Raw genomic sequence first — 25,023 nt, 5'->3', positions numbered from 1 at the left:
AATCCTTAATCATCTTTTAAGCGAGCATGACCACCACGCATTAAGCGATTTTCATGATCAATACGTAATAAAATTGCAATACTTACAGACATAATCACTAAACTTGAACCACCATAACTCACAAGAGGGAAAGTTAATCCTTTTGTCGGCAGTAGCCCTAACGCCATACCAAGATTGACAAAACCTTGGAAAAAAATCCAAAAACTAATTCCAAAAGCAAAGAAACCTTTAAAACGTTGTTCAATTTGTAATGATTCTCGTCCAATTTTAATTGCACGAAAGACTAACAAGGCTAATAAAGCAATAATAACCATGATACCTAAGAAACCAAACTCCTCTCCAACAACGGCCATAACGAAGTCGGTATGCGCTTCGGGTAAGTACTCCAATTTTTGAATAGAATTACCTAATCCCTCACCAGTAAACTCACCTCGACCAAATGCCATTAAGGAATTGGATAATTGGAAGCCTGTACCATAGGGATCTTTAAAGGGGTCCATGAAACCAGTAATACGTTTCATTCGATATGCCGATGACACCACTAATACCACAAAAAGAAATGCGCCTACCCCAATTAAAAATAAAAATTGGTAAATATTAGCACCTACAACAAATAGCAAGCCAAAGGTAATAATAAAGAGTACTACGGTGCTACCTAAGTCAGGTTGAAGAATGAGTAATGCCCCTAAAAAGCCCATCACTAATAAAGGCTTAAAAGCACTCAATTTTTTACTTCTCACTTCATCATAACGGCGAGTGAAATAACCAGCTAAGAAACAAATCAAAGCAAGTTTTGCAAATTCTGCGGGCTGGAAGTTAAATACGATCATCGGAATCCAACGACGTGCACCATTTACTGATTTACCAATTCCGGGAATTAATACCAAGATTAATAAGATGACCGCAATAATGAAGAGTTTTTTGTGCCATGATTCCCAAGTTTCCATTGGCACTTTAACAAAATAATAGCAAACCCCGATAGAGAGAATTACATATAATGCATCACGCTTAGCAAAATAGAAAGGATCATCAAATAAACGAGTGCCGACAGGAATAGATGCTGACGTCACCATAATAAAACCAACAAATAACAATACAATAAATAACCATGCGAGAGAACGATCATAGAGTACATTAGTTGGTGTTAAAGTCGTCCAACGTTTATAAGTATCTTTGACTTTATTAAAAATTTCCATTCAAATCCTAACTAAATTATTTAAATAATTAATTGGCAACATAAAGTTTAGCTAAACGAGTAAATTCTTCACCTCGTTTTTCAAAAGAAGCAAACTGATCTAAACTTGCACAAGCGGGCGATAACAATACCATATCACCTGAAGATAAAGTTGGACGTAACGATTCTATCGCTTGTTCCATTGTATCAAATAATTGGCTTTGAGCTGATAGTTTTGCCAACTTAGCACCATCTTGACCGAAACAATAACAATAGATTTCAGGTTTGTTTATCAGTTTTTCTAATTCAGAAAAATCAGCACCTTTGCCGTCACCACCTAATAATAAGTGCAATTTACCTTCAACCTGTAATCCTGTTAATGCTGCTACAGTGCTTCCTACATTAGTTGCTTTAGAATCATTAATCCAGCGTACACCGTTTGCCATATGTGCTAATTGAAAACGATGTTCTAAGCCCGTAAAGTTTTGAAGTGCGGTACGAATTCCAGAAATTTCAATGTTAGCGGCTTGAGCCAATGCTATAGAGGCTAGAGCATTCATATAGTTATGACGACCAGTCAGTTTCATTTGTTCACAGCTAATCACAACTTCATTTTGTGCCATTAGATAAGTTTTAGTATTTTCAGTTTTTAACCAATAATCGGCATGATGTTCAGCAAAGCTTACTTGATAAATCGCACTTTGTTTTCCATCTTCTTTAGTTAATGGATCCTCAGCATTAACTACCGCAGTTTGGCAATTTTGATAGATTTTCAGTTTAGCTTGACGATAATCCTCTAAATCAATATAACGATTCATATGATCTTCAGTCACATTTAATACCGTGGCAGCAATAGCTTTTAAACTATAGGTAGTTTCTAATTGAAAACTTGATAATTCAAGCACATAAAGATCATGCCCTTGATTCAATAAAGATAACGCAGGAATGCCAATATTACCGCCCATACCAACATTGATTCCAGCGGCTTTCGCCATTTCAGTCACTAATGTGGTGACAGTGCTTTTTCCATTTGAGCCAGTAATTCCAATAATCGGTTTATCTGCTTCACGGCAAAATAATTCAATATCACCAATCACTTCAACACCAGCAGCAAGTGCGGTCTGAATTTCAGGCGTTTTTACTGCAAGTCCTGGGCTAATAACGATAATGTCACTATTCAGTAGCCATTGTTGATTTAAACTTCCCGTATGTAAAGGAATAGATTTATCTAGTTGCTCTGCACCTACAGGAGATTGGCGTGTATCAATAACCTGTACATTCGCTTGTTTTGCTTTCAAAAAATTAATACAAGATAAACCTGTTTTGCCTAAACCAATAACGGTAATTTTTTTACCTTGATAGTCCACCATGTTGCGCCTGCCTTTATTTATTCTTTTTATTAACGTAATTTAAGTGTTACTAAGCCAAGTAATACAAGAATTAATGAAATAATCCAAAAACGAATGATTACTCGAGGTTCTGGCCAGCCTTTTAATTCATAATGATGATGAATTGGTGCCATGCGAAAAATACGTTTTTTACGTAATTTATAAGATCCCACTTGTAAAATCACCGAAACGGTTTCCATAACAAAAACACCGCCCATAATCACTAATAAAAATTCTTGTCGAACTAATACTGCTAGCACACCTAACGCACCACCTAATGCTAATGATCCAACATCGCCCATAAATAGTTGAGCAGGATAAGTGTTAAACCATAAAAAACCTAATCCTGCACCGACAATTGCAGTACAAAAGATGACTAATTCGGAGGTATGTTTTATATAAGGAATATATAAATATTTTGAAATTTCAATATTACCTGTCGCCCATGCAATAATCCCGAAAGCACCAGCAACAAAGACTGTTGGCATAATAGCCAAGCCATCTAAACCATCTGTTAAATTTACCGCATTACTGGTTCCCACAATAACAAAATAGGAAAAAATAATATAAAACACACCTAATTGTGGCATGATATCTTTGAAAAAAGGCACGACTAAGCGAGTAGCATCGGTATCTTTTCCCATTGCATACATCATGAATACAGCAATTAATGCAACGGCAGATAACCAAAAATACTTCCAACGAGGAATTAATCCATCTGTATTTTTACGAGTAATTTTACGATAATCATCAACAAAACCTACTGCACCATAGCCTAATAAAACAAATAGACTAATCCAAATATATGGATTGGTTAAGTTTCCCCAAAGTAAGGTACTTGCGGTAATCGCAAACAAAATCATGATACCTCCCATTGTTGGAGTACCACGCTTACTAAAATGACTTTCAGGACCATCATTACGCACTTCTTGTCCAAACTTTAAAAGCTGTAAACGACGAATGACCTCAGGCCCAATCCATAATGAAATTAATAACGCAGTTAATAATGCTAATACTGCACGAAATGACAAATAGGATACTACATTAAAAATAGAGAAATATTGTTGTAAATATTCAGCAAGCCAAACTAACATTTGAAACTATCCTTTAAAGAATTGATCACATCTTCCATTTTCATTGAACGTGATCCTTTAGCTAATAACACGACTTTTTGATTATCTTTTAATTTTTCATTAATTAATTCTTTTAGATAATTTGATAATCCAGTTTTGTCGGTAAAATGTGCACCATGGCAGGCTGCGGCAATAGCAGCACTCTCATGTCCATAAGAGGTAACAAAGTCTAAATTAGCTGCTTGTGCAAACTCTGCAACTTCACGGTGACAACGGCGTGTATTTTCTCCTAACTCAGCCATATCTCCAACAACTAAAATGCGATATGCTTGATATTTTTCTAGTACATTAATTGCTGACTTCAAAGAACCCACATTAGCATTATAAGTATCATCTAATAATAATAAGTTTTCAGATACTTGAATTGGGTATAACCGACCTTTTACTTGAGATTGTTGTTCAAGGCCTTTTTTAACCTGTTCTAAACTGGCACCAACATTCATTGCCAAGGCTGTTGCAGCTAAAGCATTACTAACATTATGTTCGCCAAGATAAGGCAAGTTAATATTAATTTCACCTTTTGGAGTATGTAAAATAAAAGTAGAACCAGTCGAGGTAATTCGTGTATTTTCAGCGTAGAAATCCGCTTCCATATTATCAGAAGAAAAGGATTGAACTTCCGAACCATTAATCTCCTTTCCCCACAACGGTAAATAATGACAATTCAAATTGATGATGGCAATACCATCAGCCATTAGCCCTCGATAAATTTCACCTTTTGCTTTGGCAACACCCTCAATACTACCAAAACCCTCTAAATGTGCAGAGGCGACATTATTAATTAATGCGACATTTGGGCGGACTAAACTCGTGGTGTAAGCAATTTCACCTTGATGATTTGCACCTAACTCAATAACTGCAAACTTATGCTGTTCAGTTAAGCGTAATAGTGTTAACGGCACACCAATATCATTATTAAAATTGCCATTAGTAAAAAGTACAGAATCAGAATTTCCATCAACTTGTTGTAAAATTGATGCTGTCATTTCTTTAACGGTTGTTTTACCTGATGAGCCTGTCATCGCCACAGTCTTTGGAGCAATTTCAGCTTTCAGCCAAGCTGCTAATTGACCTAAAGCTAAACGAGTATCTTGAACAATAATTTGTGGGACATTAATCTGACATTTATGATCCACAACTACTGCAACACAACCTTGCTCAACGGCTTTATCTAGATAACTATGTGCATCAAACTTTTCACCTTTTAAGGCAAAGAAAAGTCCATTTATGGTAGATTGACGAGTATCTGTACTCACATTTTCTACCTCTATCGTTTCATCACCAATTAATTTTGCTTTCAAAATATCAGCAATTTTTTTTACATTTAATTTAATCATTATGTGCTTCTTATTTTGCAAAAGAATGTTTAAAAGTGCGGTACACTTTTAGAAAAATTTAATTTAGATACCGTTTTGCTATTTCTTGATCTGAAAAATGATGCTTTGTCGTACCAATAATTTGATAATCTTCATGACCTTTACCAGCAATCAAAATAACATCATTTTCTACCGCACTTTGCACTGCAGTCTTAATCGCTTGCTCACGGTCATGAATTACTTTAATCTGCTCAGGCTGTTTAAAGCCAACAATAATATCTTGCATAATTTTATGATGATCTTCTGTCCGAGGATTATCATCGGTTGCAATGACGACATCAGCAAACTGTTCGGCAATTTGTGCCATAATTGGACGTTTACCCGTATCACGATCGCCCCCACAGCCAAAAATACACCATAATTTACCATGACAATGAACACGTGCGGCTTGTAATGCTTTTTCAAGCGCATCCGGCGTATGTGCATAATCTACAATTACCGTTGGTTTATGTGGAGCATGAATCATTTCCATGCGTCCACAAACCCCTGTTAATTGAGAAACGGTTTTTAATAAACCAGTTAATGGATAATCAAGGGCTAACAATGTAGCTAATACGAGCAATAGATTACTAACATTAAATGCACCAATAAGATGGCTTTCAATTTTTCCATTACCCCAACTTGAATCAAATTCAATGGTTGCGCCTTGATTATTAAATGAAACTGCGGTCGCTTTTAGCCAATTTTTTACATTTGGTTGATAATTAGGATGACAACTGACTGCTACAGCATCTGGTAAATCAATTAACCAATTAGCACCGACTTTATCATCCACATTAATAATTTGTTTTTTACACACCAATTCGCTAAATAAGCGTTTTTTGGCTAATGCATAATTTTCCATAGTATGATGATAATCAAGATGATCACGGCTAAGATTAGTAAAAATACCAGCCGCAAAATGCAATGCCTCAACTCGATGTTGAACCAATCCATGTGAAGATACTTCAATAGCAGCAAAATCCGCACCTTGCTTAACAAAATTGGCTAAGGAAGATTGAATTTCAATGGCAGAACCCGTGGTATTTGTTGCAGGTTTAACATGTCCAAATAATCCATTGCCAATAGTGCCCATAACCGCAGTGGTATGACCTAATAATTGAGTCCATTGCGCCAATAATTGGGCGATAGTGGTTTTGCCATTTGTGCCAGTCACGCCCACTAAGGCTAAGTGTTGTGATGGCTGTTGATAAAAGACATCTGCAATCTGAGATAAATGTTTAGATAATTCATAATAGGCGATAACAGGGGCATTTTGTTGCATTGAAACGGTTAAATGCTCATTGATATTATCACATTCCATCAAAACCGCACTTGCCCCTGCATTAATCGCTTGAGAAATAAATTGGCGACCATCCACCGCATGACCTTTGATTGCAACGAAAAGACAGCCACACTTCACTGCACGGCTGTCTAATGTCATCTCATTCAATTCAATATCTTCGAATTGACTCCCCAAATTGAAAAGTGCGGTCAGTTTTCGCATAATTTTATCTCTTATAATTAATTAGTTTTTTCTGCCTTATCAGTTAACTGTTGGCTCAATTTATTCTCATTTAAACGAATCATTCTAGCCGTTCCCTTCTCTGTGGTAGGCGTACCATCGGGTGTAACATTACTTGCTCTCAATGCGTAACCCATAATATTTGAAAATACAGGGGCAGAAACCGCACCACCATAATATTGTCCAGCCTTTGGATCATTAATCAGAATAACTAATGCAAAACGAGGATCTGTAACAGGAGCAATGCCCGCAGTATAAGCCATGTATTTATCCACATAACGGCCTTTCTCTAGTTTTTTTGCTGTACCTGTTTTAATCGCGACGCGATAGCCATCAACTAATGCACGTTTATTCTTAATCGCTACTTTTTCCATCATATTTACAACATCACGTGTAATTTTTTCAGAAAAAACACGATTACCAATAACAGGAGGATCAACTTTAGTAATGGAAAGTGGGCGATAAATGCCAAAGCTGCCTAATGTAACATAAGCACGAGCAATTTGTAATGGTGTTGCATTGATACCATAACCATAAGCAACATTCGCTCGTTCAATATCAGACCAACGTTTACGGTTCGCATTTAAAAAGCCTGCTTGTTCTCCCCCTAAACCTAAATCTGTAGATTTACCTAATCCTGCATTTTGGTAAGTTTCCATCAAGGCAGAAGGCGGCATGCGCAATGCCAAGCGACTTACACCTCGGTTAGATGAATTTTCTAGAATTTGATCCAAAGTTTGTTGATCTCGAGGCGCAACATCCTTGATTTCATGACCATTTAAGATTAATGGCCCCGTATTAATGACTTCATTGCGGCGTACTGCACCACGTTGAAGAGCGGTTAAAACAACAAAAGGTTTGATTGTTGAACCAGGCTCAAATGTATCCGTGACAGCACGGTTCCGCATTAAATCTTCAGCAACGCCATTACGTTTATTAGGATTATAAGAAGGTGCATTAACCATTGCCAGTACTTCACCAGTTCGAACATCAACTAAGACTGCGGTACCTGATTCAGCTTTATTTTCAGCTACCGCTTTTTTGATTTCACGATAAACCATCGATTGAAGTTTTTCATCAATACTTAATACAACATCATGAGCATCATATTTTTTTACATCAGAAATATCTTCTACAATATTACCGTATTTATCTTTACGATAAGTCCGAGAACCTGATTTACCCACTAATAATGAATTAAAACTTTTTTCAATACCTTCAATACCATTATTATCTATATCTGTAAAACCTAACAAGTGGGCAGTTTCTTCAGCACGAGGATAAAAACGTCGAGAATCACTCTTTAATACCACACCAGTAATTTTTAATTTTTTAACATATTCAGCCGCACTTGGAGTAACTTGGCGTGCTAAATATTCAAAGCGAGAACGAGGATTTTTCTCAATGCGATTAACCAGCTCTTTATAAGAAAGACCAATAGTATCCGCTAATGCTTTCCAACGCTCTTTATCTTCTAAGGAATTTTCATCAATAACAAATTTAGGATCTGCAACCACAGAATGCATTGGCACACTAACTGATAATAACTGTCCATTACGATCTAAAATAGAACCACGAACAGATTGAATTTCCTGAGTACGTAATGAACGTTTATCTGCTTCATCAGTTAATGCATCAACATTGACAATTTGCACGTATGCCGCTCGAGAAATTAATGCGAATAAACCAAGACAAACTAAACCTAATATCCAACGATAACGACCTTTTAAAAAACTCGTTTCATAAATGATTTTAGGTTTATTCGGTTTTACTGCAATCGCAGGTTGTTTTTTCACAACTTTATTCGATTTAGGTAAAGGTTTGTTTACTTGATTAAATTTAACCATGATTGATCATATCTATTATTCTAAAATGATAACTTCTTGTTCACTATCAACGTGCTTCATTCCTAATTTCACTGTAGCAATAGCCTCAATACGAGTATTATCACTTTGTGTGGTTTCTTCTAACTTTAAATTCAAATACTCATTTTCTAATGCTTGTTTTTCAAATACAAGTTCTCCTTTTTCCGATACTAATGCTCGAGTTTGATGAGTTATCCATATGGTACTTACAGCAGTTACCACAATAGCCATAAGCAAACATAGTACAACTTTATTTGATGAAAAAAGGTCATCAATAATAATATTTTGTAGCGGATATCTTTCACTATTTGAAATCATAATATTCTCTCCGCCACACGTAATACCGCACTTCTAGCACGAGGATTTAGTTTAATTTCTTCATCACTAGGTTGAATAGATTTACCAATCACTTTTAAAGTTTGATGGCGATTAATTTGATCTTCTCTTAAAGGTAATCCTTTAGGCACATCCTCACCCTTACTTTGCTTACGCATAAAATGTTTTACCATTCTATCTTCCAAAGAGTGAAAACTAATAATAGATAAACGGCCTTGTGGAGCAAGTACGGTTAAAGCCGATTTAAGAACACTTTCTAATTCATCTAATTCAGCATTAATATAAATACGAATTGCTTGAAAACTACGAGTTGCTGGGTGTTTATGTTTATCTTTAAAAGGTACGGATTGAGCAATTAATTCTGCCAATTCTAGTGTGCGAGTTAATGGTTTAGTCGCATTTTGTTGAGCATTTTTATTATAAGTCACTATAGAATGTGCAATACGTTTAGCAAAGCGTTCTTCACCAAAGGTTTTTAATACCCAAGCTAAATCAGATTCTGACACTTGCTGTAGCCATTGTGCTGCAGATAATCCTTTAGATGTATCCATACGCATATCTAATGGCCCATCTTTCATAAAACTAAAACCTCTTTCCGCATCATCTAACTGTGGAGATGACACACCAAGATCAAGCAAAATACCATCAATCTTACCGACTAAATTTAATTTTTCACAAATTTCAGAAATAGCAGAAAAGCTATGATGTTCAATATGAAAACGAGGGTCCGCAATTTGTTGTGCTACAACAATCGCACTAGGATCACGATCAATGGCAATTAAACGACCATTTTCACTCAGTTGAGAAAGAATTAGGCGAGAATGTCCACCACGACCAAACGTACCATCAATATAAATTCCTTTATCTTTCAATGCTAATCCGTTAACGGCTTCATGCAATAAAACCGTCATATGTTCAGGAGAAGAAAAAGTATGATGTTCGTTCATAAATGTGCCTAATTACAAATTATAAAATTATAACATTTAGATAAGAGATATTGCGGTGTACTTAAGTACACCGCTGACCTTGCTAGTGCTGCTGTTCTTTTAGAAAGATTATTCTTTCTTTATTATAATGACAGCATTTTTAATTCTTCTGACGTTGCAAATTCCATAGTAGAACCTAACGACATATCTTGTTCTATTTGAGCATGCCACTCAGCTTCAGACCAAATTTCAAATTTATTAAGTTGACCAACTAACATAATATTTTTTTCTAATTTTGCATGTTGACGTAAAGGTTGACTTAATAAAATACGGCCTGAATTATCAAGTTCACATTCTGTTGCATAACCAAGCATGACACGTTGTAAACTACGTTGTTTAGGATCAAAATTAGATAAATTTAAAAGTTTTTGTTCTACAATTTCCCATTCTTTTAAAGGATAAAGCAATAAACAAGGTTGACGAATATCTACGGTACAAACCATTTGTCCTTGATTATCTTGAAGAAGCTCAGGGCGATAGCGGGTAGGGATAGCAATTCTACCCTTAGCATCAAGATTTACCGCTTGCGCACCACGAAACATAAGTTTCCTTTTAAATTAATTCACTATTATCCTCGTAAAAGCAAATTTTGGGGCGTTTAATCCAGTTTTTACCACAAAACTCCACTTTTCACCACTTTCTTCACAAGTTTAATATGTGTTAGGTTAAGTTGCAAGCAATTAAACGTAAAGAATTGGTAAATTTAAACATAAAAAAACCGCACTTTCTGCGTTAAACAAAAAATGCGGTTTTTAGAAGTGAATTAATTAATCTTCTTCAGAAGGAAGTGGCTTCAATAAAACAAAGAAAGCGATAGTTGCCACAGCTGTAATAACAGCACCAACCCATAAAGAAATATCATACTCTAAACCAAAACCAATCTTCGCATTAGCTAAGAATGTTGAACAAACCATAGTCATAAAAATTGCAGGAATGGTCGTTACCCAATGGAATTTACCATGACGGAATAAGTATGCTGATGCAGTCCATAACATAAACATCGCAGTTGTTTGGTTAGCCCAACCAAAATAACGCCATAAAATTGAGAAATCTATTGTTGAAACAAAGAAACCAATCGCAAATAATGGAATAGCAATGGTTAAACGTTTCGCAATTTTGCGTTGATCATATTTAAAGAAATCTGCAATTAATAAACGTGCGGCACGAAACGCAGTGTCACCAGATGTAATAGGTAATACAACAACCCCTAATACAGCTAAGATACCGCCAAATATGCCTAACATACCAATGGCTGAATCATAAACGACTTTAGATGGTGTCCCCGCAGCAATCGCCTCAGCTAAAGCACCTTGATCTTGATAAAAACTTAACCCAACCATACACCAAATTAAGGCAATCACGCCTTCACCAATCATCGCTCCATAGAAAATAAAACGACCTTCGGCTTCATTCTCTGTACAACGAGCCATTAGAGGAGATTGTGTTGCATGGAAACCTGAAATAGCACCACAAGCAATGGTAATAAATAAAATTGGGAATATTGGCATATCTTTTGGATGCATATTAGTAAAGAAATCGGCAAAACTAATATCTGTGCCAACGGTTCTAAAGAATGGAATCCCTTCAAAGAATAAGCCGAATAACATGCCACAAGTCATGAACATTAATAAGGCACCAAAGAATGGATAAATGCGTCCAATAATTTTATCAATTGGTACCAATGTTGCAATGATATAGTAAACAAAGATAATGGTTGTCCAAATGGTTAATAAAGTTCCTTTAGAAGCACCCGATTCATCATTCACTGCGGCAGCACCAACAGAACCAGAATTCATTAAATCACTAGTAATATTAGTTAATAATGAGGCTGGACTCGCAACAAATACGACCCCAACTAAAAGTAATAATAAGATAGCAATCAAATTCATCACATGTTTAGCAGGCTTAGCTAAATATTTGCCTGCTAAGAAAGGAATATTAGCCCCACCATTACGAATACTTAACATGCCACAAAAATAATCATGTACAGCACCCGCAAAAACACAACCAAATACGATCCATAACATAGCAACTGGTCCATACATAGCCCCTAAAATAGGACCAAAAATAGGACCAGTTCCTGCAATATTCAATAATTGAATGAGCCAGATTTTTTTCTTACTCATCGGAACGTAATCAACACCATCCTTCATAGTATAAGCAGGTGTTTCACGTTTAGGATTAATAACAAAAACTTTCTCTACGAACTTACCATAGACAAAATACCCTAGTAATAAAAGTGCAATACAAAATAAAAACCACAACATAAAATTGCCTCATTAATCATCAATTATACAAAATCAAATTTATTGTATGGGGCGATGTGTGGTTAGTAAATTAGAAATTAAAAATTAGGATAGCCAAATCTGTAAATCGTGATAGATATCACATTATTTCTCATCTGGTGCTTCATTTTTGATCAGCTCGCCTTTCGCATCCACCTTAATTTCAGGGATTCCACATCCTCTGCAGACGGTATTGTCATAACCGAATTCTTTACAAAAATATGTGTATTTTTTTTAACATTTTTTTAAACCAACTCATTTTCTCGGAACATTGCTGCATAAAAACACCTCCAATATTTTTAGTGAATCGACTTTTCAAAATAATTTTGCAACAAAGTTGAAACTTCTGCACGACATTTTTTTAGTCCCTTTTTTGAACTACACTCTATTGATGATGAACTATTATTTCCAGCAAAATATTCCCATAAATAGGCACATTTTTTCTGTTTATCTTGAGCAAGTAAACGTTGTATTGCACCACTACTATTAAATAAAGTGCGGTGAGAAAAAGCAAAATTTCGTAAAATAGCGAGATCTTCGTGAGTCAATTGGTTATCAATATTGATAGAAATCTGATCAATCAATGGATGAGCGGTAAAAGGAAAATTTCGTTGAAAATGATTTAATGCTTGTTCTAACAAATATTTACCTTGGCAACTTAATGCATGAATAGCAATTGCTGAGTAACAACCACTGCTTGCTTCTTTCTTATCACTAATATGAACGAGCTCAAATCCCAATTTTTTCCAAAATCTCATCAATTCTTTGGTATAACCAAAACTTACTGAAACAAAATCTACATTGATTGACTTTAGAATATGATTTACCAGTGTTTGTCCAATACCTTGATGCTGGCAATTTGGATGCACTGCAATTCTTGAAATCCGCAAAGAGGTCAATTTACAAGCTTGAGGTAAATTCCCATTAAAAGCTAAGTTTTGTGCAACTAAATTACCTTTAGGACGTCGTTCACCAAGGCAAATTTTGTGAATAAGTTCATCATCAGTTAATCCACCCTCTTCTACTGCCCACACCCCAGCTAAAAGTTGTTGTTGCTGACTAGCAATCCAAAATTGTTGCTGAGGAGCATCTAATAAACGACGTAAATCTAAGGGGGAAGTGCGATAATGAGCAAGCATTAATAGCCCATAAAAAGCTTCTTTTTGCTTAATTAAGTCAGTTTGAGAAATTTTCTGAATTTCTACCGCACTTTTCAGAGCTAACTTAGGTGAAATTAAATGTGCTTCCGCATCTAATAATAAAAGTTGCTCAATAAAGGCTTCTAATGGGTCATCTTCCCGCCAACGCAAAGGCTTAAATAACTCAACATGCTGAAAAGTGCGGTTTAATTTTGGTAAAAATTTTAGCAAAAAGCCTCGCCCAGTGCCTTCATAACTATGAATGGTCGTGCTAAATAAGATATGCTTAAAAGTTGTGGTAAATTGGAATAATAAATCCAATGGAATCATTGCAGCTTCGTCCACCACTAACCAGTCTCCAGCAAATTGTATAGGGTTATCTTTAACTTGCTGATAAAGTTCGTCTGGGGCAATAAATTCAATCTTTTCTTGTGCGAAAATTTTTAAATTTTCTACCGCACTTTTATTCGGGGCAGTAACTAAAATACGTTGAGCTGTATTCTGTTGATGTAAAGATTGAATGAGTAAGCCCGCTAAAGCAGATTTTCCCCTTCCTCGTTTAGCCGTTAGCACAAACAAATCTGCTTTTTGTGCAAGAATTTGTTGAAGAAGAATTTGTTGTTCTGAGGTGGCTTGTAAATGATTTACTGATAATTTCTGATATGCATTTGGGCAAGCTTGAAACGCTGGTAAATTTTGTATAAGCGATTGAAAATGCTGATTAAAATCCGCGGTAATTATTCCATTCTCATCGCCAGACCAACGTATTGAATCTTGATCAATGCGTTGATTAAGTGATTGAGGCAACCAAAGTAATAAGACACCACCAGCTTTTAAACAACCAACTGCGATAGCTAAAGCATCAAGATTTAAAGCTTGTCGTGCATCATACAGAATAAAATCGAACTCTTGCCCTAATAGATTTTTGCTCTTTGAGAAAAGGATTCTTTGTAGCTGGGTTGAATCAGTAAGCAAATCTGATTCATCAAAATTGAGTGCGAGCCAAATACCAGCAGAAAAACCAAAGGAAGATAAATCACATTTATCTCCTTTAAACTGTTTTATCTGACGTTTTGCAAGCATAGGCGATTAAATTTCATCGTAAGAATAAGGATCTTCAAAGCCTAAACGGGTCATAATTTCAGTTTCGAGGCTTTCCATTTCTTCCGCTTCATCATCTTCAATATGATCATAACCTAACAAATGCAAACTGCCATGCACCACCATATGAGCCCAATGGGCGATCAAAGGTTTGCCTTGTTCACTCGCTTCTCGCTCCACCACTTGGCGACAAATCACCAAATCACCAAGCAATGGCAATTCCACTTCTTCAGGACACTCAAAAGGGAAAGATAGCACATTAGTTGGTCGATCTTTGCCACGATATGTTAGGTTTAAATCGTGACTTTCTGCTTCATCTACAATACGAATTGTGATTTCAGGCTCAAGGTTTTCCGCACGCACAGCTGCAGTTGACCATTGAGTAAATTGTTCTAAGGTTGGCAAATTATCTTGGTTTTCGCTAGCGATTTGGAGATCGATAATGACGTTGTTCATATTTTTCTTCTCTCATTTATCTCAGATTTTCTCTATGCCGATCGACTTTTTTATGCAAGGCAAAAGATCACCCTGACGTTAATGAATTCTTCTTTTTTATTAAATTTTCTTTACAGAAAGCTTGCCAACTTGCTAGGTTTAAACAATACAAGCTTTCCTAACATATTAAATTACTCTGACATTTCAGCAAGGTAAAGGTTATTGACATTAGAATCTAAGTCAGCTGATTTTGTATCACTTAATACGGCTTTGTTGTATTAGATTCTGAGGAAATGTTAAATTGTTCTTCCCTTTCTTGTCTACGTTGTTCAGAAAGTTTTTGCTTACGGACTTCGTCTTCTGCTTCCCATTTTTCATAGGCTTGCACCACTTTTGCTACGACAGGATGACGGACAATATCTTTACTATCAAAATAGTTAAAACTTAAATCATCCACCTCAGATAATACTTCTATAGCATGTTTTAAGCCTGATTTTTGACTACGTGATAAATCCACTTGAGTGACGTCGCCTGTGATCACCGCTTTGGAATTAAAACCAATACGGGTTAGGAACATTTTCATTTGTTCTACTGTGGTATTTTGGCTTTCATCAAGAATAATGAAACTGTCATTCAGCGTGCGACCTCGCATATAAGCCAATGGCGCAATTTCAATGACATTGCGTTCCATCAATTTCTCTACTCGTTCAAAACCGAGCATTTCATAAAGGGCATCGTATAATGGACGTAAATAAGGTTCAATTTTAGAACCAAGATCTCCAGGCAAGAAACCGAGCTTTTCCCCAGCTTCAACGGCAGGACGAGTTAATAAAATACGACGCACTTCTTGGCGTTCAAGAGCCTCTACCGCAGCAGCTACCGCAAGAAAGGTTTTTCCCGTTCCCGCAGGACCAATACCAAAGCTAATATCATGCGTTAAAATATTATGTAAATATTCAATTTGATTTTTACCTCGCGGTTTAATTAACCCACGTTTGGTTTTGATGGTTGTGGTATAAACTTTACTCTCTTCAGAAACATCTGACAGATTATCTATCTCTACAGCTTGCGTTAACATTCGACTTTCTTGAATTGCCATATGAACATTTTCCAGATCAATTTCTTTGATCTTGCCTTTTATTGGTGCTGTTTCTACATATAAATTTTGGATTAATTTCACCGCACTTTGAATAAGTTTCTCGTGATATGATTTTTGCTGTTTATCTTTCGATTGAATAGTAAAAGTAAAGTTTCGACGAGCAATCTCAAGATTAAATTCGCTTTCAATCAATTTAAGATTGTCATCAAATGCACCACAAAGAGATTGCAAACGATAGTTATCTTGCGGACTGAGGGTGAATTCTTGTTTATATTTATCTAACTCTGTCAAAATAAAATCCTAATTGATAATCAAATCTGCTTTTAATGATTGTCATTATAGCCTCTTTTAACACAAAAAGTGCGATAGAAATTTTATCAATTTAATTTCTATCACATCATTTATACACCGTTGGAGATTGCTTTGCATTAACGAAGCAAAAATAACAACCCTAAATTGATAATTCAGGAAACAACATTTTCAACACATTTTGCGTCAATCTGCGTGATTTGCCACTGTACGGGAAAATGTGCATCATCATCATTGGATTGAAATTTGCTTCAATTACCCCCCAAGATTGCAGGTTATTTTCTGCGGGCTTTTTCAAATCTGGGATAATTAAATCTACACCACAAACCGCAGCCCCCATGGCTTTAGTAATACCTACAGCGAGCTGTTTATAGCTATCGTGCATTTGATCAGTCATATCAATGCTATCGCCACCTGTGCTGATATTTGAATTGGCACGTAGTTGCACCAGTTGATCTTTAGCGGGTATAGAATCAACGGTTAAACCCTGCTCTTTGAGTTGTAGCTGTTCAATATCACCGAGGGCGATTTTTTTCAATGGCGTACGACTACCATCACCACGTAATGGATGACGATTTTTCGCTTCGACTAATTGTTTTACCGTTGATTTGCCGTCACCAATCACATTTGCAGGCACACGTAACAACACAGCAAGTGTTTTATCACCTAATACAAAGAAGCGATATTCCGTTCCTGAGAGATAATCTTCCACCATCACTTCTTTGTCTTCACGGAAGGCAATTTCAATGGCTTTAGCGAAATCTGCGCGGTCATGCACGCCTTGTTGGAAAATGCTGATGCCCAAACCGAAGTTCGTGGATTTTGGTTTAATCACCACCGCTTTTCCTTCAAATAATGGATAACTTGCCACCGCTTGTTCTAGTGAAGTAAATTCCAAACTTTGTGGCACATTAAAACCTGCTTTTGCCAACACCTTTTTTGTCACCACTTTATTTTCCATAATGAGCGGTGAAATATAGCTATCATGGCTGGTCATATTGCCATTTTTTACATATTCAAAATGATCGCCAAATTGCAAACGCAAGAACTGATCGTTTTCATCTAAGATCTCCATTTGAATGCCTTTTTGAATCACATCGAACATTAAAGCTTGAGTGGAAAGTTCCATATTATCAAAGGCCGATAAGGCATAAAAACGTTCAAAGGCTTGTGCTTTATTACGACGTGCTATTTCCGCACCAAATTGTTGATAGCCGCCAGCGGTTTCAATGGCTTCCACTAAACGACCGCAAAGAGTTTGACTTGGCTGTGCAAACTGAGCTAATTTACCTTTTGCATAAGCAATTTGCTCTACTGTAGCCCCAATAGTTTCAAGCATAGTGATTAATTGCTGAACAATTTGTTCCCCTTCATTGCGATATTTAGTTTCTGAAAGTGGATTTTCAAATGCGACTTCCGCTAATCTTGAACGACCTAATTCCACAACATTTGGCTCATTAAGATCATCTTCTAACCAAATAGTGAACAAAATGAAATTATGGATAAATTTTGCATCCTCGAGTGTCATACCATAAGGTGCAAATGGATTAAGATCGAATAATCTAAATTCGAGATATTGAATACCATTTTTTAATAAATCACGAGCTTTCTGTGCACCACGTAAACGAACATTTGAATAAAATTCTTTTTCAGCAATTAAACGTCCACTATTCACCCAATATTCAAGGGTTTCTACATATTTTTCGATACTATCATAGGAAACAATAATATCAGGGGCATTCACATAACCATATTGGCTTGAACGCAAACTACGTACATATTGTCCTGCTTTCAATGGCGAACCATCACGGAAATAATCTGCATCTACAGTAGGCGTGGCTGATAATAAATAGACTAAAATCCATTGATAACGAAGAAAATTCCTCGCCATTTTCAAATATAAATTATTCTGAAATTCTACCGCACTTTTATAAGTGTTTTGATTTTTAAATAGGGTTTCAACTAATTTAGGATCCAGTTGGAAGTTGTAGTGAATGCCACTTACCATTTGTTTAGCCTTCCCATAGGAATTCACTAGATGTTCACGATAAGCCACATCTGCTGGATTTTCTAATTGTGCAACTTTGATTTTATCTGCAGGAGGTAATCCTGCTGGCATACTCATGGGGAATATGTATTCATCTTCAGGTAAAGTGCGTAGCACCACCTCATGAATGGCGGATAGCCAACGCAATGTATCTTCGATCTTTTTATTTGGAGGAGTAATTAATTCCAACTGACTTTCTGCAAAATCCGTTTGAATATAAGGATGAAAAGAACGGCTTCCGAAAGTCTTTGGATGAGCTGTCGTCACCACTGAACCATCGGCATGCACACGTTGGCTTTCTTTTTCAATACCCACAGTACATTGTTGGAATAATAAACCGAGTTGGTTTTCTCTAATAATTTGTTGAATATTCATTGCAATTCCTTAAATGAGATAACAACAGAAAAATCTAAATTCTGCTAAACTTAAGTACCATACCATAATTTAATAAATATACCACATAGAAAAAGTGCGGTTAAATAGACCGCACTTTTTGAAATTAACTATCAGCCTTATTTATATTCTACGATAACATCGGCTTCATTAATGCTATCACCATAAATAGGTTGTAATGTTTTTTGGTAAGCTTTATTTAAGGTGCCATCTTTTGCTAATTTTTCAATTTCTGTATCTAACCACTCAAGCAAATCCGTATCTTCTTTTTTCACTGCGGGAGCAATATAATCTAAATCGCCTAAATTTTTGATAGCCACCACATAGCCAGGATTTTCTTTTGCCCATGCAAACAATAAAGTATTGTCATGTGCTAATGCCTCTCCTCGACCATCAAGCAAAGATTGGAATGTTTCCGTGTTTTGTTCAAATTTTAATGATTTATTCTTTGGAAAGTTTTTTGTGAAGTAAGTATCCGCAGTAGTCCCTTTATTTAATAATAAGGTTTTATCTGCTAACTGTGCTACATCGGTAATAGGTGAATCTGCTTTAGAAACCACGCCTAATGCCACTTTCATGTAAGGTTTTGCAAAATTCACCACCTCTTTACGTTCTGGGGTAACAGTGAAGTTAGCCATCGTAATATCGACTTTATTTGATAATAAGTATTCTGCACGATTTGCAGCTTCCACTAACACAAATTCCACTTTGTTTTCATCGCCTAAAAGATCTTTAGTCACCGCTTTAGCAATTTCTACATCAAAACCTTGTACTTTACCCTCTTTATCTACGTAACCAAAAGGTGGCTTATCACTAAATACTCCAATACGCACTTTATCTGCTTTTTTGATACGTTCAATAGCTGAAGTGGTTTTATCTGTGGATGCTGAAGCACCTGCATTTTTATTATCACAAGCAGTTAAGGTCGTTGCTAATAATGCAGTGGCTAAAAGTGCGGTCGTTTTTTTGAAAAATTTCATAATAATTCCTCTATGTTGTGTTAAATATAATAATCAAGAATGTTTAAGAAAGCCTTTGCACGGTCCGTATGAGGACTTGTGAAAAATTGTTCTGGCGATGCCTGTTCAATAATTTCACCTTTATCCATAAATACAATGCGATCGGCGACTTGACGAGCAAATGCCATTTCATGGGTCACGATCAACATTGTCATCCCCTCTTTGGCTAGGCTTAATATCACTTCTAATACTTCTCGAACCATTTCTGGATCAAGCGCTGCTGTGACTTCATCAAACAGCATAATTTCTGGATTCATACAAAGTGAGCGAACAATCGCAATACGTTGTTTTTGCCCACCAGATAATTCTCGTGGATAAGCATTCTTACGTTCATATAAACCTACACGTTTTAATAATCTATCTGCTTGCTCTTCCACTTCAGCACGAGAACGTTTTTGTACTTTTAAAGGGCCAAGTAAGATATTTTCAATCACCGTCATATGGGAAAATAATTCGTAACTTTGAAATACCATACCAATATGCTGACGAGCTTTTACCCAAGCAATATCTTTACCTAATTCGCCTACAGCTGAAAGTTTAATGCTGCCACGTTGAATTTCTTCTAATCCATTAATACAGCGTAAAAAAGTGCTTTTACCACAACCAGATGGCCCTAAAATCACCACCACTTCACCTTTTTCAACAGATAAATTCATGCCTTTAAGGGCGGTTATCTCTGCGTAATTTTTTACTAAATCTTTAATTTCAAGTAATGCCATTTGATTCTTATCTCATTTAAAATTTTTTCTTTTTCCACCGCACTTTTATGCGATTGCTCTCGTTATTCCCAATGTTTTTCTAGATATTTTGAGAATAAGGAAAGTGGATAACAAATTGCAAAATATAATGCAAAAATAACACCATAAATCCACAATGCTGATGTTGGATCTCTAAATAAGGAAGTCTCAATAATTTGTTGTCCCACTTTAATAACCTCCAATACACCAATTAACATTGCCAGTGAACTGGTTTTGATCATACGAGTAAATAGATTAATCGCTCCTGGTGTAACACGTTTTAAACTTTGTGGAAGCAAGATATAAATAAACGTTTGAACTTTGGTTAACCCTAAGGCATAAGCGGCTTCGGTTTGATGTTTTTCAATAGAAGTTAATGCGCCTCGTACTAAGTCTCCCATTTCTGCCACGCCCCAGAAGATAAACACTAAAATACAAACCGTGATGCCATCTAAGTGCGTATTAAACCATTTTGCCACACCGAAATAGACAATAAATAACATTGCTAATAAAGGAATAATCCGAACGACCTCTAAGTATAAACGGCATAACGCTCGTACTAATTTATTTGTACTGGTCATCACCACACCTAGCAATACACCAAGAATACAAGCAAATAATACGGAGACAAAAGCAATCTCTGCTGTGATCCATAAGCCACTTAGTAAACGTTGTAAGTTATTACCTTCAAATAAAATCGTTAATCCCATCTTTTACGCTCCATATTTTGCACGACGTAAACGACGTTCTAAGTAACTAATATAAATAGATACTGGCAATAAAATAACTAAATAGAACATTACTAATAAAAATAAGGCTTCATTAGTTTTATAGTCCATCCCGATAATTTCCTTTGTCATAAACATGAGTTCAGCAATCGCTATTGCACTTACGACAGAAGTTTCTTTCATTAAAAATAAGCAGTTTGCCCCAATAGCTGGAGTGGCTACAGCAAAAGCTTGTGGAAAGACTACATAACGGAATGTTTGTTTTTGGCTTAATCCTAAACTTAAAGCTGACTCAATTTGCCCTTTGTAGACAGATTCAATTCCTGCTCGAAAGGCTTCTGCCATATAGCTACCGCCTAAAAAGGTTAAGCCGATCACTGCACAAGTAAAACCATCTAACTTAATTCCGATTTTGGATAACCCAAAATACAGAAAAAATACTTGAATCAATAAAGGGGTGTTACGTGAAAGTTCGATATAGCATTTTGTAAGAGTGACTAAACCACGAATTTTATAACTCATAATTACTGCACAAATCACACCGACGAGAATAGATAAAATAATCGCAAAAAATGATAACTCAAGGGTGATAATTGTGGCATCAATAAATCTTGGCAGAACACTCCAAATATATTGCCAATTCATAATCTTCTCTATTTTTTAATCTTTACGGAATGAGAAAATTATAAGCATGAGTTAGATAATAAAATAAAGAATAAAAAATTATTTGTTATAGCAATTAGAAATATATGATATGAATAGAAATAAAAAAGTGCGGTAGAATTTTGAAAAATTTTTCAAATCCTACCGCACTTTTAAGTTTGAGGGAGATTAAATTAAGCGACGAAACGACCTACGCCTAATTCATCTTCTTTACGAGTACGATTCATCACCGCTTCTGGAGATTGCACGACGCGTAATCCCATTTGTTCTTCTGTACGAACCACTTCGCCACGTAATGAATTAGTAAATACGTCAGTAATTTTAATATCTACGAATTTACCAATCATATCTGGCGTACCTACGAAATTCACAATACGATTATTTTCTGTACGACCTGTTAATTCCATAATATCTTTTTTCGATGGCCCTTCAACTAATACACGCTGTTCAGTACCTAACATTGCACGACTGAATTGCAATGCTTGATTATTAATACGTTGTTGAAGTAAGTATAAACGCTGTTTCTTTTCTTCTTCAGTCACATCATCTGGCATATCTGCCGCAGGTGTGCCTGGACGAGCTGAATAGACAAAGCTATAACTCATGTCAAAGTTCACTTGTTGAATAAGATTCATGGTTTGTTCAAATTCTTCATTAGTTTCACCTGGGAAACCAACAATAAAGTCTGAACTAATTTGAATATTTGGGCGAACGGCTCGCAACTTACGAATAATCGATTTATATTCAATCGCGGTATGACCACGTTTCATCATGGTAAGAATACGGTCGGAACCTGCTTGCACTGGCAAGTGTAAGAAACTGACTAATTCAGGCGTATCACGATACACATCAATAATATCATCTGTAAATTCCAGTGGATTACTCGTAGTAAAACGTAAACGGTCAATCCCATCAATGGCAGCGACTAAACGTAATAATTCTGCAAATGAGCAAATTCCACCATCAAATGTTGGACCACGATAGGCATTTACATTTTGACCTAATAAATTCACTTCACGAACCCCTTGTGCAGCGAGTTGTGCAATTTCAAATAATACATCATCTAATGGACGGCTTACTTCCTCTCCACGAGTATAAGGCACGACACAATAGGTGCAATATTTGTTACAACCTTCCATAATTGATACGAAAGCGGTTGGACCTTCTGCTTTAGGTTCAGGTAAGCAATCAAATTTTTCAATTTCAGGGAAACTGACGTCCACTACAGAACTTTGACCACCACGAATTTGGTTGATCATGGCAGGTAAACGGTGTAAAGTTTGTGGTCCAAAAATAATATCCACAAATGGGGCTCGCTGGCGAATATGTTCTCCTTCTTGTGAAGCGACACAACCACCGACACCAATCAATAAATTAGGATTTTTCTTTTTCAGCTCTTTCCAACGACCTAATTGATGGAATACTTTTTCTTGTGCTTTTTCACGAATTGAACAGGTATTTAATAACAGAACATCAGCTTCTTCTGGAATTTCTGTTAATTCTAAACCATGAGTGCTTTCTAATAGATCTGCCATTTTAGATGAGTCGTACTCATTCATTTGGCAGCCCCAAGTTTTAATATGTAATTTTTGTGTCATCTTGTCTTATATATATGCTGTTAGATAATCAATAATACAATGAAATCATTTACCCCAGATTTCACAAGTAAAAAATCGGTTGGCTATTTTACCGATTCGTAGCAATTATGACCAGCTAAAAACACATTTTTTTCATTTTGTCTCATAAAGCTACTGATTACTAGCTGGTTATTCTTGTTTTGCTTTTCCTTTCACAAGTTTCATTATTTCAACAAAGTGCGGTCTAATTTCACGAAATAATGGGTGATCTCGATGAATCATCATCACTTCACTCATTAATTTTAATCCCAGGGTAAATTGTTCCGCCATTTCCGATGTAAAACCATCACGTTGCTTAGAAATTTCAATAATCTTAAAAATATCATCATGATTATCCGCAATAAATTGTATTTTCTGATTCATCAAATTGCCTTGCTGATCTTCTAAATGTTCAAGGGTAATACGGTATTGATGTGCTTTCATAAAATCCTTCCTTATGCTTTGTGGTTTGCGTTTATTATACACCTTAGTGCAAATTATGTCAGACTCTGAAATGGGTTAAATTTTCCTAAAAATATTACCGCACTTTTATAAATCAATATGGACTGTCATCAAACTGTAATATTGTTTTATTACACTCTCTTCTGTCAAATCACTGACATCATGAATAATGGAGAGATAAAATGAAAAAAACTATCTTAAAAACTGTCACCATATTAGGCGTTTCATTAGGCCTATTAGTCACAGCTCAGGCACAAACTATCACTGGTGCTGGTGCCTCATTCCCTTATCCAATTTATGCTAAATGGGCATCTCAATATGAAAAAGAAACGGGTAATCAAGTGAATTACCAATCTATTGGTTCAGGAGGTGGACAACAGCAAATCATTGCTAAAACCATTGACTTCGGTGCCTCAGATGATCCGATGAATGCACAAAGTCTTCATGAGCATCAGCTTTTTCAATTCCCGGCAATCATAGGCGGTACAGTGCCTGTAGTGAATATTCCTAATGTTGCTGCGGGTCAATTAAAACTTTCAGGCACAGTGTTAGCCGATATTTTCCTTGGGAAAATAAAAAAATGGAATGATCCTGCCATTACCCAACTCAATCCTAATTTCAATCTTCCTAATCAAGACATTATTGTTATCTACCGTTCAGATGGTTCAGGAACCACTTTTGGTTGGACCAATTATCTATCTAAGGTGTCTCCAGAATGGAAAGAAAAAGTAGGGACAGGTAAGTCAGTCAAATGGCCAACAGGTCAAGGCGGAAAAGGAAATGAAGGTATTGCAGCTTACGTTGCCAAAATTAAATATGCGATTAGTTATGTCGAATATGCCTATGCAAAACAAAATAATCTCACTTGGGTATCATTAAAAAATCGTGCAAATAAATTTGTACAGCCTTCAAAACAAAGTTTTGCTTCCGCAGCCACGAATGCAAAATGGAATGAGGTAGAAGGAATGGGGGTCATTTTAACTGATGAAGCAGGTGAGAATTCATGGCCGATTACCGCTGCAAGTTTCATCTTAGTACCTAAAAAAACCGAAAAACCAGCAGCCACCAAAGGAGTGTTAGATTTCTTTGATTGGGCATTTAGTAAAGGAAAAAACTTTGCAAGCGAATTAGATTATGTGCCATTACCAGATGAAGTGGTATCACAAATTAAAGCTAAATGGCAATCTGAAATTAAAGACGTCAATGGGAAAGCCGTTCGTTAAACTGC

General features: G+C 36.0%; 21 protein-coding genes and 1 pseudogene. 1 reads left to right on the top strand and 21 read right to left on the bottom strand.

Annotation, left to right across the window (positions count from 1 at the left end):
* Nucleotides 1-5: 5 nt before the first annotated feature.
* From ftsW to BN1226_RS07060, 21 genes and pseudogenes are all read right to left on the bottom strand, one after another.
* On the bottom strand, nucleotides 6-1,196 hold the full coding sequence (ftsW, locus tag BN1226_RS07155) for a putative lipid II flippase FtsW (RefSeq protein WP_044470614.1): 1,191 nt from the start codon (nucleotides 1,194-1,196) through the stop codon (nucleotides 6-8).
* Between the two features lie 28 nt (nucleotides 1,197-1,224).
* Complete coding sequence (gene murD / locus BN1226_RS07150) at nucleotides 1,225-2,541, bottom strand: UDP-N-acetylmuramoyl-L-alanine--D-glutamate ligase (protein ID WP_044470804.1); 1,317 nt, start codon at nucleotides 2,539-2,541, stop codon at nucleotides 1,225-1,227.
* 32 nt (nucleotides 2,542-2,573) lie between these two features.
* Nucleotides 2,574-3,656 (bottom strand): phospho-N-acetylmuramoyl-pentapeptide-transferase, encoded by a 1,083-nt coding sequence (gene mraY / locus BN1226_RS07145; RefSeq protein ID WP_005761540.1) that lies wholly within the window; start codon nucleotides 3,654-3,656, stop codon nucleotides 2,574-2,576.
* Complete coding sequence (gene murF / locus BN1226_RS07140; RefSeq protein WP_044470613.1) at nucleotides 3,650-5,032, bottom strand: UDP-N-acetylmuramoyl-tripeptide--D-alanyl-D-alanine ligase; 1,383 nt, start codon at nucleotides 5,030-5,032, stop codon at nucleotides 3,650-3,652. The genes mraY and murF overlap by 7 nt, the downstream gene beginning before the upstream one ends.
* 58 nt (nucleotides 5,033-5,090) lie before the next feature.
* Entirely contained in the window at nucleotides 5,091-6,557 is a 1,467-nt protein-coding gene (gene murE, locus BN1226_RS07135) for a UDP-N-acetylmuramoyl-L-alanyl-D-glutamate--2,6-diaminopimelate ligase (RefSeq protein WP_044470612.1), read from the bottom strand.
* Nucleotides 6,558-6,574: 17 nt separating this feature from the next.
* The gene (ftsI, locus tag BN1226_RS07130; protein ID WP_044470611.1) at nucleotides 6,575-8,422 is read right to left on the bottom strand and encodes a peptidoglycan glycosyltransferase FtsI; all 1,848 of its coding nucleotides are present in this window, start codon (nucleotides 8,420-8,422) and stop codon (nucleotides 6,575-6,577) included.
* Between the two features lie 15 nt (nucleotides 8,423-8,437).
* Entirely contained in the window at nucleotides 8,438-8,758 is a 321-nt protein-coding gene (gene ftsL, locus BN1226_RS07125; RefSeq protein ID WP_005761488.1) for a cell division protein FtsL, read from the bottom strand.
* Nucleotides 8,755-9,723, bottom strand: a complete 969-nt coding sequence (rsmH, locus tag BN1226_RS07120; protein WP_044470610.1) for a 16S rRNA (cytosine(1402)-N(4))-methyltransferase RsmH — start codon at nucleotides 9,721-9,723, stop codon at nucleotides 8,755-8,757. The genes ftsL and rsmH overlap by 4 nt, the downstream gene beginning before the upstream one ends.
* A gap of 122 nt (nucleotides 9,724-9,845) precedes the next feature.
* On the bottom strand, nucleotides 9,846-10,304 hold the full coding sequence (gene mraZ, locus BN1226_RS07115) for a division/cell wall cluster transcriptional repressor MraZ (protein ID WP_044470609.1): 459 nt from the start codon (nucleotides 10,302-10,304) through the stop codon (nucleotides 9,846-9,848).
* A gap of 225 nt (nucleotides 10,305-10,529) precedes the next feature.
* A complete protein-coding gene (locus BN1226_RS07110) occupies nucleotides 10,530-12,029 on the bottom strand; it encodes a carbon starvation CstA family protein (protein WP_044470608.1) in 1,500 nt (499 codons plus the stop codon).
* A gap of 123 nt (nucleotides 12,030-12,152) precedes the next feature.
* Nucleotides 12,153-12,224: pseudogene (locus BN1226_RS10980) on the bottom strand (DUF5363 domain-containing protein); the annotation flags it as partial.
* Between the two features lie 122 nt (nucleotides 12,225-12,346).
* The gene (locus BN1226_RS07105; protein WP_052506689.1) at nucleotides 12,347-14,269 is read right to left on the bottom strand and encodes a tRNA(Met) cytidine acetyltransferase TmcA; all 1,923 of its coding nucleotides are present in this window, start codon (nucleotides 14,267-14,269) and stop codon (nucleotides 12,347-12,349) included.
* 6 nt (nucleotides 14,270-14,275) lie between these two features.
* Complete coding sequence (gene ybeY, locus BN1226_RS07100) at nucleotides 14,276-14,743, bottom strand: rRNA maturation RNase YbeY (RefSeq protein WP_044470607.1); 468 nt, start codon at nucleotides 14,741-14,743, stop codon at nucleotides 14,276-14,278.
* A 238-nt stretch (nucleotides 14,744-14,981) separates the two neighbouring features.
* Nucleotides 14,982-16,112, bottom strand: coding sequence for a PhoH family protein (locus BN1226_RS07095; RefSeq protein ID WP_044470606.1), 1,131 nt, complete (start codon nucleotides 16,110-16,112; stop codon nucleotides 14,982-14,984).
* 160 nt (nucleotides 16,113-16,272) lie between these two features.
* Nucleotides 16,273-18,552, bottom strand: coding sequence for a bifunctional glutamate--cysteine ligase GshA/glutathione synthetase GshB (gene gshAB, locus BN1226_RS07090; RefSeq protein ID WP_044470605.1), 2,280 nt, complete (start codon nucleotides 18,550-18,552; stop codon nucleotides 16,273-16,275).
* A 137-nt stretch (nucleotides 18,553-18,689) separates the two neighbouring features.
* The gene (locus BN1226_RS07085; protein ID WP_044470604.1) at nucleotides 18,690-19,550 is read right to left on the bottom strand and encodes a cysteine ABC transporter substrate-binding protein; all 861 of its coding nucleotides are present in this window, start codon (nucleotides 19,548-19,550) and stop codon (nucleotides 18,690-18,692) included.
* Between the two features lie 20 nt (nucleotides 19,551-19,570).
* The gene (locus BN1226_RS07080) at nucleotides 19,571-20,308 is read right to left on the bottom strand and encodes an amino acid ABC transporter ATP-binding protein (protein WP_044470603.1); all 738 of its coding nucleotides are present in this window, start codon (nucleotides 20,306-20,308) and stop codon (nucleotides 19,571-19,573) included.
* Nucleotides 20,309-20,370: 62 nt separating this feature from the next.
* Entirely contained in the window at nucleotides 20,371-21,036 is a 666-nt protein-coding gene (locus BN1226_RS07075) for an amino acid ABC transporter permease (RefSeq protein ID WP_044470602.1), read from the bottom strand.
* A gap of 3 nt (nucleotides 21,037-21,039) precedes the next feature.
* Entirely contained in the window at nucleotides 21,040-21,699 is a 660-nt protein-coding gene (locus BN1226_RS07070) for an amino acid ABC transporter permease (protein ID WP_044470601.1), read from the bottom strand.
* Nucleotides 21,700-21,890: 191 nt separating this feature from the next.
* Nucleotides 21,891-23,315, bottom strand: coding sequence for a tRNA (N6-isopentenyl adenosine(37)-C2)-methylthiotransferase MiaB (miaB, locus tag BN1226_RS07065; protein WP_005761534.1), 1,425 nt, complete (start codon nucleotides 23,313-23,315; stop codon nucleotides 21,891-21,893).
* A 168-nt stretch (nucleotides 23,316-23,483) separates the two neighbouring features.
* Nucleotides 23,484-23,777 (bottom strand): DUF3861 domain-containing protein, encoded by a 294-nt coding sequence (locus BN1226_RS07060; RefSeq protein WP_044470600.1) that lies wholly within the window; start codon nucleotides 23,775-23,777, stop codon nucleotides 23,484-23,486.
* Nucleotides 23,778-23,977: 200 nt separating this feature from the next.
* On the opposite strand from BN1226_RS07060, the gene pstS reads away from it, so the two are divergent.
* Nucleotides 23,978-25,018 (top strand): phosphate ABC transporter substrate-binding protein PstS, encoded by a 1,041-nt coding sequence (gene pstS / locus BN1226_RS07055; RefSeq protein WP_044470599.1) that lies wholly within the window; start codon nucleotides 23,978-23,980, stop codon nucleotides 25,016-25,018.
* Nucleotides 25,019-25,023 lie beyond the last annotated feature (5 nt).

The sequence above is a fragment of the Mannheimia massilioguelmaensis genome (assembly GCF_000940515.1).
Taxonomy (GTDB): Bacteria; Pseudomonadota; Gammaproteobacteria; order Enterobacterales; family Pasteurellaceae; genus Basfia; species Basfia bettyae.
This window is presented reverse-complemented; position numbering and strand designations above follow the sequence as displayed.

Coding starts and splice junctions, on each gene's coding strand:
- ftsW (WP_044470614.1), bottom strand. CDS start 1,196: ATGGAAATTTTTAATAAAGTCAAAGATACTTATAAACGTTGGACGACT.
- mraY (WP_005761540.1), bottom strand. CDS start 3,656: ATGTTAGTTTGGCTTGCTGAATATTTACAACAATATTTCTCTATTTTT.
- murF (WP_044470613.1), bottom strand. CDS start 5,032: ATGATTAAATTAAATGTAAAAAAAATTGCTGATATTTTGAAAGCAAAA.
- murE (WP_044470612.1), bottom strand. CDS start 6,557: ATGCGAAAACTGACCGCACTTTTCAATTTGGGGAGTCAATTCGAAGAT.
- ftsI (WP_044470611.1), bottom strand. CDS start 8,422: ATGGTTAAATTTAATCAAGTAAACAAACCTTTACCTAAATCGAATAAA.
- ftsL (WP_005761488.1), bottom strand. CDS start 8,758: ATGATTTCAAATAGTGAAAGATATCCGCTACAAAATATTATTATTGAT.
- rsmH (WP_044470610.1), bottom strand. CDS start 9,723: ATGAACGAACATCATACTTTTTCTTCTCCTGAACATATGACGGTTTTA.
- mraZ (WP_044470609.1), bottom strand. CDS start 10,304: ATGTTTCGTGGTGCGCAAGCGGTAAATCTTGATGCTAAGGGTAGAATT.
- BN1226_RS07110 (WP_044470608.1), bottom strand. CDS start 12,029: ATGTTGTGGTTTTTATTTTGTATTGCACTTTTATTACTAGGGTATTTT.
- BN1226_RS07105 (WP_052506689.1), bottom strand. CDS start 14,269: ATGCTTGCAAAACGTCAGATAAAACAGTTTAAAGGAGATAAATGTGAT.
- ybeY (WP_044470607.1), bottom strand. CDS start 14,743: ATGAACAACGTCATTATCGATCTCCAAATCGCTAGCGAAAACCAAGAT.
- gshAB (WP_044470605.1), bottom strand. CDS start 18,552: ATGAATATTCAACAAATTATTAGAGAAAACCAACTCGGTTTATTATTC.
- BN1226_RS07085 (WP_044470604.1), bottom strand. CDS start 19,550: ATGAAATTTTTCAAAAAAACGACCGCACTTTTAGCCACTGCATTATTA.
- BN1226_RS07080 (WP_044470603.1), bottom strand. CDS start 20,308: ATGGCATTACTTGAAATTAAAGATTTAGTAAAAAATTACGCAGAGATA.
- BN1226_RS07075 (WP_044470602.1), bottom strand. CDS start 21,036: ATGGGATTAACGATTTTATTTGAAGGTAATAACTTACAACGTTTACTA.
- BN1226_RS07070 (WP_044470601.1), bottom strand. CDS start 21,699: ATGAATTGGCAATATATTTGGAGTGTTCTGCCAAGATTTATTGATGCC.
- miaB (WP_005761534.1), bottom strand. CDS start 23,315: ATGACACAAAAATTACATATTAAAACTTGGGGCTGCCAAATGAATGAG.
- BN1226_RS07060 (WP_044470600.1), bottom strand. CDS start 23,777: ATGAAAGCACATCAATACCGTATTACCCTTGAACATTTAGAAGATCAG.
- pstS (WP_044470599.1), top strand. CDS start 23,978: ATGAAAAAAACTATCTTAAAAACTGTCACCATATTAGGCGTTTCATTA.